This is a genomic window from Mesobacillus sp., from assembly GCF_049588175.1.
Classification (GTDB): Bacteria; Bacillota; Bacilli; order Bacillales; family Cytobacillaceae; genus Mesobacillus.
In genome coordinates this window covers 1-8,820 of sequence record NZ_JBAVFI010000727.1, presented here as the reverse complement: position 1 = coordinate 8,820, position 8,820 = coordinate 1, and the positions used below count along the sequence as shown (strand labels likewise).

Sequence of the window (8,820 nt, the reverse complement as noted above, 5' to 3'; positions counted from 1 at the left end):
AAATGGAATTCTACGTAATGAAAAAATCCTTGTAGATAAAATGTTGAAAATATGACAAAAAATTCTCTGAAATATTCAACATTACTGGCAAATTTTAGACTACTATTTAAAGTAAGGAAGTTATTTATATCATTAAGTGCAGGGAGGGGAAGGAATGACATCGACCAGTCAAATAAAGACTGTTTGCGGATATTGCGGAACAGGCTGCGGATTGATACTGGAAGTGGAAGACAATATGATTATGAAAATTAGAGGCGATAAAGAAGCGCCAGTCAACAAAGGTCAAACTTGCGTGAAAGGTGCGTTTGCTTATCAGTATGTTCATGCCCCAGGAAGACTTTCGACTCCTATGATCAGAAAAGCAGGCAAGCTTGTAAATGTTACGTGGGAGGAGGCTTATGATTTTATTGCAAACAAGCTTACTTCGATAAAAAATGATTTTGGACCCGATGCGATTTCCATGTTTGCTTGTGCAAGGACAACGAATGAATCAAATTATATAACACAAAAGTTTATGAGGACAGTTATCGGGAGCAATAATATTGATGGCTGTAACCGAACCTGACACGCCCCTAGTGTCGCCGGTCTGGCGACTGTTTTTGGAAGCGGTTTCCCAACTAACACTCTTGAAGATATAGATGAAGCAGAAGTTCTATTACTTATGGGTTCCAATACGACGGAAGCCCATCCGATCATAGGGAACAGAATTAAAAAAGCCTCGAAAGCTGGATTGAAGGTCATCGTTATTGACCCAAGAAAAATTGACATGGTTAAGTCTGCCCACAAGCATATACAAATTCAAGTTGGAACTGATATCGCACTGATTAATGCCATGATTCATGTGATTATAACTGAAGGTCTATATGACAAAGGGTTTATTGGAAAACACACCGATGAATTTGATAAATTGCTTGCGAATGTCGCTAGATATACCCCAGAATTTTCATCAGAAATTACAGGCATCCCACCGGAGGATATTATCGAGATTGCAAGATTGTATGCAAACTCAAGTAAATCGATGATTGCCTATACACTGGGAATCACCGAACATCATTGCGGGGTCAATAATGTGTTTGATATTGCGAACCTGGCATTGCTTACGGGGCAAATTGGCAAGAAGGGTTCTGGAATCATGCCATTAAGGGGGCAAAACAATGTACAGGGTGCCGGTGATATGGGCTGTCTCCCTAACCAGCTGACTGGTGCAGTCAGTCTTCTTCAGGATGATTACCGCTCACGCTTTGAGGAAGCCTGGAAGGTAAAAATCAGCCAGAAAATTGGCGACACACAGACTAGGACATTTGACAAGATAGAGACTGGCGAAATCAAAGCTTTATACGTCATAGGAGAAAATCCGCTTCTTGCAGATGTGCATATGAACCATACAAAGAGTCTCTTAGAGAAGCTGGATTTATTGATTGTACAGGATATCTTCATGACAGAAACGGCCGATATGGCTGATGTAGTATTGCCGGCGAAGTCATGGGGGGAAGTGGACGGAACATACACCAATACAGATAGAAGAATCCAGCGTGTCCGCACCGCAGTAAATGCACGCCTAGGCGCAAAAGAAGACTGGCAAATTCTTTGTGAGCTTTCGGCAAGAATGGGCTATGCAATGCATTACAGGTCAAGTGAGGAAATTTGGGATGAAGTGAGGGAACTGGCCTGGGAAATGTATGGAGGTATCTCCTATGCACGTTTAAACAAGGAGTATGGAATCCATTATCCATGCCCTGATGAAAGCCATCCGGGAACTAAAATTCTCCACGAAAGATTTCATACAGGACAGGAAAACGATAAACGGTCAGCGTTCGTCCCAGTCGGATACACACCGCCTCTTGAGCAGCCTGACGAGGAATATCCTTTTACACTGACAACCGGAAGGCGGTATGAGTCATACAATACACATACCCAAACACGTCATTATGCTTCAGGCGTGAAAATTAAACAGACTGAGGAAACTCTTGATATTCATCCTGAAGACGCAGGCGAATTAAATATCGCTGATGGGGAAATTGTAAGGGTAAGCTCCAGGCGAGGAACATTGACAGTGAAAGCGAAAATCACAGACCAGGTTGTCCCAGGACTTGTATTTATGAGCTTCCATTGGTCCGAGGTTCCGACCAATGTATTAACACTGAATGAATACGATCCGATTTCTGGTACAGCGGAATTTAAAGCATGTGCTGTGAAGATCGAAAGAATCGCGTGAAAAAATAGCTAAAATCTCCTTTTGGAGGTTTTAGCTATTTTTATTTTTGATGTTCATGATTACCTGCATAACATCCTTGTATCTAACAGGAGTATGCTGATTTGCAGATAACTGGGATTGGAGTCGGTAAAGATACCTCATTTTTAAGAGATTGGATTAATCGATCTTTCATTAGGTTTTTGGTGAGATTATTTTTTTCCGACACTGAAAGTTTACATACTAAAAATATTAATATTAATTGGCTTAATTGGAGCGGAAACCAACACACAAGTTAAAGAGAGATAGTATTCATATGAAGTTTAATGTCATGAAGACTCATTTTTTTAAAATTCACGCAATTATTATTTGCAGTTAAAAACTAGTGAAATTAGAAAAAACTAGGACTTAATGTAAATATAATGAAATTATATCCTGAAAAGTGTTTATTTTAACAGAATTTTCAGTAAATATGACATATTCCCGTTATAGTCCTGTTATTCTCGTAATCGAATTTACATCTCACTGTTCTTTTTCTCAGGAATTTCTATGTTACGATAATTCACGTGAGAAAAATTAGCCGATGGGAGGCAAACAAATGAAAAAGTCATTATTATCATTGGTTGCTGTCGCGGCAATTTCTGGAGCTGCCGGCGCACAAGCACAGGCAGAGGAAATCGTCGTACATAAGGGAGATACATTGTGGGGTCTTTCAAAAACATACGACACATCCGTAGAATCCATAAAAAAATGGAATAACCTAACTAGCGATGTTATTCATCCAAATGACATGCTGGAAGTATCTCCTATTAAGTATGTACAGGTAAGAGAAGGAGATACACTCTGGAATATTGCAAAAGCATATGGCGTATCCGTAAATGATCTTAAAGAATGGAATAAATTATCTTCAGATCTTATTCGTCCAGGCATGAGAATTGCTGTTTACACAAATATGCCTGCAGAAATGAAAGCAAAACCAGCAGCTGCTGTTCAGCCAGCAGCAGTAAATACTGCGGCACCAGCAAAAGCTGCAGCGTCAGCAGTACCTGCAAAAACGGTTCAGGCACCAGCCGCTTCTTCAAAGGAAATCACTGTTGAATCAACAGCTTATACTGCAAGCTGTGAAGGTTGTTCAGGAATTACTAAAACTGGTGTGAATCTGAAAACCAACCCTGATGCAAAGGTAATCGCTGTAGATCCTTCTGTGATTCCATTGGGTTCAAAAGTTCACGTCGAAGGTTATGGATATGCGACAGCCGCGGATATTGGCGGAGCAATCAAAGGCAACCGTATCGATGTATTTGTCCCGACTCAAGATGGTGCGCTTGCATGGGGCAGAAAGCAAGTTAAAGTTACGATTCTGGATTAAACATATATTTGAAAAGCATTGGCCATATGCCAATGCTTTTTTAGTCTTTTTTTATACTGGTGGTTTTAAAGATTTTTCCTTTTATTATTTTCTTTTGATGAATGTTGGGCATGATAAGACTGAGGAAGAACTGGGTGATTTTAGAGTATTGATCTTCTATTTTATCCATAATTGCATTCGCTTTCATGGATAGCGAGTTCTTAATTTCACTAAGCTGGTCCGAGATCGTTTCACCTACTGCATCTTGCTTGCCTAGTTGTTCCATGATTGTTTGATGGAAGATTCCCTGTAAATCCGTCTGTTTTGAAACCATGTCGTGAAGTTCCTCTTGTTTCTTCGCTTGAATGACCAGGGCTTTTGTTACATCCTCATATTCAAGTAGCTTTCGATTTAAATCCTGTATCATTGTTTCCTGGCAGGCGAGCTGGTCGAGTATGGCTTGGTTGAATAACTCCTCCTTGCTTAAAAATGATTGGGCAAATTGTTCATGCATTCCTTCCAGTTTGATTAGCTTTCCATCTATTTCTGTTGTGGACTCTTTTTGTTTCGATATATTTTCAATCACCTTTTCTGACAAATTTTCCTGTCTCGCCAGAACAGTTACTAACTCCATGAAATTTGTGTTTTGTTCCATGCGGCTTTGCTGTAGGGTGTTGTCGAACTGAGAAACGCTTCCACTTAATTCGCTATTTAATTTCTGCTGTTCATTCAATACTTCTTGTAAAAAATTAAGGTGATATTTTCCCTGGTTGTTCTTTTCATTTATGTCCTCGTTTTTTTTGTAAATCTGCGGAGAAACATATCCGTTAACAAATAAAGTCATAGGCATCACTCCTATTAATTTTTGGGAAGTTGTCATATATCTTATGAACCGAGTCGTGAAAATGGTACTGGCGGAAAAGATAACACTTATTACCTTTAATTAAATTAGGCAAATTGCAGCAAGATAAGAAAAACCGCTTTTTCAGAAAGGAGCAGCTGATATGCTTACAAATGGGCAGCTGTCGGCATTCAAGGCAGAGCTTCTCAAAAATAAAAAAGATCTCGAGTCCCATCTGGACGGTAATGATCACTTTGATTTAAGGAGTGGGCATTTCCATGAATCAATGGGTGAGCTATCTAGTTATGACAACCATCCAGGCGATGAAGGAACCGAATTATATGAAAGGGAAAAAGACATTGCTCTAAACGACCATGTAGAATACCAAATCCAGAATATTAACAAGGCATTGCAGGCAATTGACAAAGGGGCATACGGAAAATGTGAGGACTGCGGCCGAGAAATTCCACTTGAAAGGCTTGAAGCTTTACCAGAAACAAGATTCTGCATTGAACATACACCAGATCGAACAGTATCTCATAATCGTCCTATAGAAGAAGGAGTATTGATGCCTCCTTTTGGGAAATTTGATCTTGATAACAAGGATGAAAATGTGGCCTATGATGCTGAGGATTCCTGGCAGGAGGTATCTAGCTGGGGTACATCTGAATCACCATCAGATTTTGTCACTCCCCAGGACAATTATAATGACATGTATATTGAATCAGAGGAAAATGTCGGCTACGTTGAAGACTTTGAGAACTTTGTAGGGAATGACATTACTGGTAAAGAAATCACTGTCTACCCAAATAAACAGCATGAGAAATATGAGGACGAACTGGACCAGGAAGGAATCATGACTTCTTTTGGCGATCTCCCGGCATATGAACATGATCCATATATTGAGGATGACAAATAATCACTCTAAAAGACCATTTTCCTAGAAAGTGGTCCTTTTTGTTTCAATGAAATATGTGAAAGATTTTCAAGAGGAGGAGGCAAAAAACCACTGGGTATTTTTATCATGATTAAAAATGATCTAGACGGGGAAAAGACAAGCATACTGGAAGTCCTACGAGAGGTGAGTCATAAAATGAAAGAGAAAATTATGCATTATGGAAAGAGTCTGCTAGGTGAGTTAAAAGAAGACCGCGCTACAGGATTGGCCGCCCAGCAGGCCTATTATTACATGCTGGCTTTGTTTCCTATGCTGATTCTATTAATTGCAATCGTTCCTTATTTAAATATCGATCCTCAAAAAGCAATTGAAGTTGTAAACAAATTGCTCCCATCAGAATCAGCACAATTATTACGAGATAATGTCGTTAAACTCGTCAGTGAGAGGAACGGGGGATTGCTGACCTTCGGTATTATCGGAACAATCTGGTCAGCATCAAATGGAATGAATGCATTTATGAAAGCAATGAATATCGCTTTTGATGTGGAGGAAACAAGATCCTTCATTAAGGCAAGACTGATATCAATCATGCTGACAATCGGATTGATTCTGGCATTTGTTGTTGCGTTGCTGCTCCCAGTTTTCGGGAAAGTTTTATTAGATACAGTTCAATCAATCATCCATATCCCAGAACAATTTGAAATTATCTTCCGCATTGTCCGCTGGATTGTTGCATTTGTCGTAATGGTAGCGGTAATAGCAGGTTTATATCGTATTGCGCCAAATAAGCATTATCCATTCAAACATGTCATTCCTGGAGCCATTTTCGCTACAGTTGTTTGGCAGCTGATTTCCCTTGGATTTTCATTTTATGTAAGCAACTTTGGAAACTATTCAGCAACCTATGGCAGCCTTGGCGGTGTAATTGTCCTGATGCTATGGCTATTCCTTACTGGGCTTGCGCTCGTCCTTGGGGGTGAAATCAACGCGATTTACCACCGGGAGAAAATGGGGGAAGAAACCATTGAAGGTGAAAAGACTTTATCTGCAAATGGATAGTCTATATAATCGCAAAAAAAAACAGCAGTAGCCTGCTGTTTTTTTTTGTATTCATTTTAATGTCCAAGTTTATTGTTTTTGGATGGTTTTAGCCCGAAAAACCACCAGTTCCAGTCCCCGAGCAGCTTCATCAGCGATGGGACCAGCACCATTCGTATGACAGTTGCGTCTATGAAAATAGCCAGTGCGATTCCGACACCCATTTGCTTTACTGGAGCTACCCCTGTAAAGGCGAATGCGCCTGTGACGACAATCATGATTGCGGCCGCAGATGAAATGATTTTGCTGGTAGAAATCAATCCGGTTAAGGTTGCATAATTATTGTCTTTCGTTTTCAGATATTCCTCGTGAATACGTGAAATCAGGAACACCTCATAGTCCATCGAAAGCCCAAAAACGAGACTGAAGACAAACACTGGGAGGATTAGAGCTATGCTTGTTGGTTCCAAACCGAGATGCCCTTCCTGGAAGATCCAAACGACAATTCCGAATGTTGCACTTAAACTCAGTATGTTCATTATAATCGCCTTAAGGGGTATGAGCAGGGATCGAAAAGCAACCATCAAGATGATAAAGGTAGATATAAGAATTAAAGTCAAACCTTTAGGAGTTTTTTCAAAAATCTCATCAAAGATTTCCTGTTCGAATTTAGGAGTTCCTCCGAACGATAGTGAAACATCATACCCTTTTTCGGCAGCATTCCTCACCCAATCGTGCGCTTCTTGTGCGGATAAAGTTTCTTTTAAATAAACGCTCGCCAGCATTTTATCTTCTGAAATAAGCCTGTCAATTACCGGCTTGATAGGGCTGTTCACCTGTGATGCAGCCGCTAAAAATGCATCGGGGTCATCAATTCCTGACAATGAGAAGACCGAATCGACAGACTCTACACCTTTGCTTTCTTCTAAATCAACTAACACTGCATGCAGCTTTTCAACATTTCCTTTTGATAAAACATTTCCTTCTGTATTAAGAATTACCTTTACTTCCTTGTCCGTAGTTTTATTTTTTTTCACGAATTCATCCTGGAATTTGTCATAGGCAATCCTTGCGTCATAAGTTGGAGGCAGGGCATCAACTCCAGGGACGGTTAGTTCCATTTGTCTAACGGGAATCAATCCGGTAATTAATAAACCTAGAGCCAGAATTGTCATAATTACGGGTCTTTTCATAACAAAATGGGCAAAGGTGCTCCATATTCCTGGCTTGTCCGTTTTCACCTTTAATACACTTAGGGAGTGAACCTTATTCCCTAACAAGCCAAGGATTGCAGGGAGGAATGTAATGGCCGATAAAGCAGATATGAATACAACCGTCATGCCACCGATTGCTACGTTCTGAAAAATGTCTATTTTGATGAACATCAAGCCGAGAAGGCCGATAAACACACACATCGCTGAAAAAATAATTGAACGTCCGGCGGTTGCGGTCGTAATCATGATTGCATCCTTTACAGATTGCTTATTCATTTCCTCCTTAAATCGGTTTATGAATAAAAGAGCGAAATCAATACTTAATGCCAGCCCAATCATTGGAATGATATTAAGGATAAAAATCGTCAAATCGAACCAGTAGCTGAAAAAATATACTGCCCCCATCGTGCTAAGTATCGATAAAATTCCAACCAAAAGCGGCAAGCTAGCTGCGACTATACTCCCGAACGCAAGGATTAGCACAATCAATGCGATAGGAAGGCCAATCATTTCAGCTTTTGCGAGGTCATCCTGGCTAGCCTGGTTTAAATCCTTAACGATCACGGGTTCTCCCGTAATTGCTACCTTTATCCCATTCTCATCCTTTAACACCTCGCGGAGTCCATTAATATCATCCCCCATCGATGAAGCATCCTTGTTAAAGAATAAGAGTCCATACGCGATATTTTCCTTCAGCATACCTTTTTGCTGAAAAGGTGACACATTATCCTCGGCTCCTGAAGCTTCTGTAGCTTCTTCGAATGAATCTTTTATAAAGGCAACCCAATCTTCTTTCGAAACACTCTTTTCTTTTTCATAAAGGATGATGATTGAAGCCTGATGCTGACCAAAATCCTTCTCAAGAATATTCTTAGTCTGCTTGTATTCACCATTAAATTCAAATCCATTGCCGCTTAGTACCGAAGGCAATTGTAAGGCGAAAAAACCTAAAAATATGATGAGCCCAACCCAAATTAAAATGACAGTTCCTTTATATCTAAAAATAAAGCTTCCGAATTTATTCATTTTTAACCTCCGGTAGGATTTATATAACTGCACTAAAAAAAATGACAAGATCTATTGGTATTCTCCTTAAAATGAATACTTAGATTATATAACAACCGTTTTCTCAGTGTTATGAATATTGTTTGAAGTTTCTTAGATGAGGCTGAATAGCAGTTCTTAAAAGAATGCGTTGAGAAACTGGGAAATGAATTTTTGGAGGAGGGAAAGTACATCAGTAAAGCAAATAATCAATTGTAATTGATTGAAACAGGGACCAGGAAGGAG

General features: G+C 39.7%; 6 protein-coding genes. 4 read left to right on the top strand and 2 right to left on the bottom strand.

What is annotated here, in order from left to right; genetic code table 11:
- Nucleotides 1-154: 154 nt before the first annotated feature.
- The gene (gene fdhF, locus WB217_RS17645; RefSeq protein ID WP_423994604.1) at nt 155-2,215 is read left to right on the top strand and encodes a formate dehydrogenase subunit alpha; all 2,061 of its coding nucleotides are present in this window, start codon (nt 155-157) and stop codon (nt 2,213-2,215) included.
- A gap of 574 nt (nt 2,216-2,789) precedes the next feature.
- Nucleotides 2,790-3,560, top strand: a complete 771-nt coding sequence (locus WB217_RS17640) for a LysM peptidoglycan-binding domain-containing protein (protein ID WP_423994603.1) — start codon at nt 2,790-2,792, stop codon at nt 3,558-3,560.
- Nucleotides 3,561-3,600: 40 nt separating this feature from the next.
- On the opposite strand, the gene WB217_RS17635 is transcribed toward WB217_RS17640, so the two are convergent.
- Entirely contained in the window at nt 3,601-4,383 is a 783-nt protein-coding gene (locus tag WB217_RS17635) for a hypothetical protein (protein ID WP_423994602.1), read from the bottom strand.
- 160 nt (nt 4,384-4,543) lie between these two features.
- Between WB217_RS17635 and WB217_RS17630 the strand changes: the two genes are divergently transcribed.
- Together WB217_RS17630 and WB217_RS17625 are read left to right on the top strand one after the other, a co-directional pair.
- Complete coding sequence (locus WB217_RS17630; RefSeq protein ID WP_423994601.1) at nt 4,544-5,299, top strand: TraR/DksA C4-type zinc finger protein; 756 nt, start codon at nt 4,544-4,546, stop codon at nt 5,297-5,299.
- A 174-nt stretch (nt 5,300-5,473) separates the two neighbouring features.
- Complete coding sequence (locus tag WB217_RS17625; RefSeq protein WP_423994600.1) at nt 5,474-6,337, top strand: YihY/virulence factor BrkB family protein; 864 nt, start codon at nt 5,474-5,476, stop codon at nt 6,335-6,337.
- A 56-nt stretch (nt 6,338-6,393) separates the two neighbouring features.
- On the opposite strand, the gene WB217_RS17620 is transcribed toward WB217_RS17625, so the two are convergent.
- Nucleotides 6,394-8,556, bottom strand: a complete 2,163-nt coding sequence (locus WB217_RS17620) for an MMPL family transporter (protein ID WP_423994599.1) — start codon at nt 8,554-8,556, stop codon at nt 6,394-6,396.
- Nucleotides 8,557-8,820: the final 264 nt, after the last annotated feature.

Coding starts and splice junctions, on each gene's coding strand:
- WB217_RS17640 (WP_423994603.1), top strand. CDS start 2,790: ATGAAAAAGTCATTATTATCATTGGTTGCTGTCGCGGCAATTTCTGGA.
- WB217_RS17635 (WP_423994602.1), bottom strand. CDS start 4,383: ATGACTTTATTTGTTAACGGATATGTTTCTCCGCAGATTTACAAAAAA.
- WB217_RS17630 (WP_423994601.1), top strand. CDS start 4,544: ATGCTTACAAATGGGCAGCTGTCGGCATTCAAGGCAGAGCTTCTCAAA.
- WB217_RS17625 (WP_423994600.1), top strand. CDS start 5,474: ATGAAAGAGAAAATTATGCATTATGGAAAGAGTCTGCTAGGTGAGTTA.
- WB217_RS17620 (WP_423994599.1), bottom strand. CDS start 8,556: ATGAATAAATTCGGAAGCTTTATTTTTAGATATAAAGGAACTGTCATT.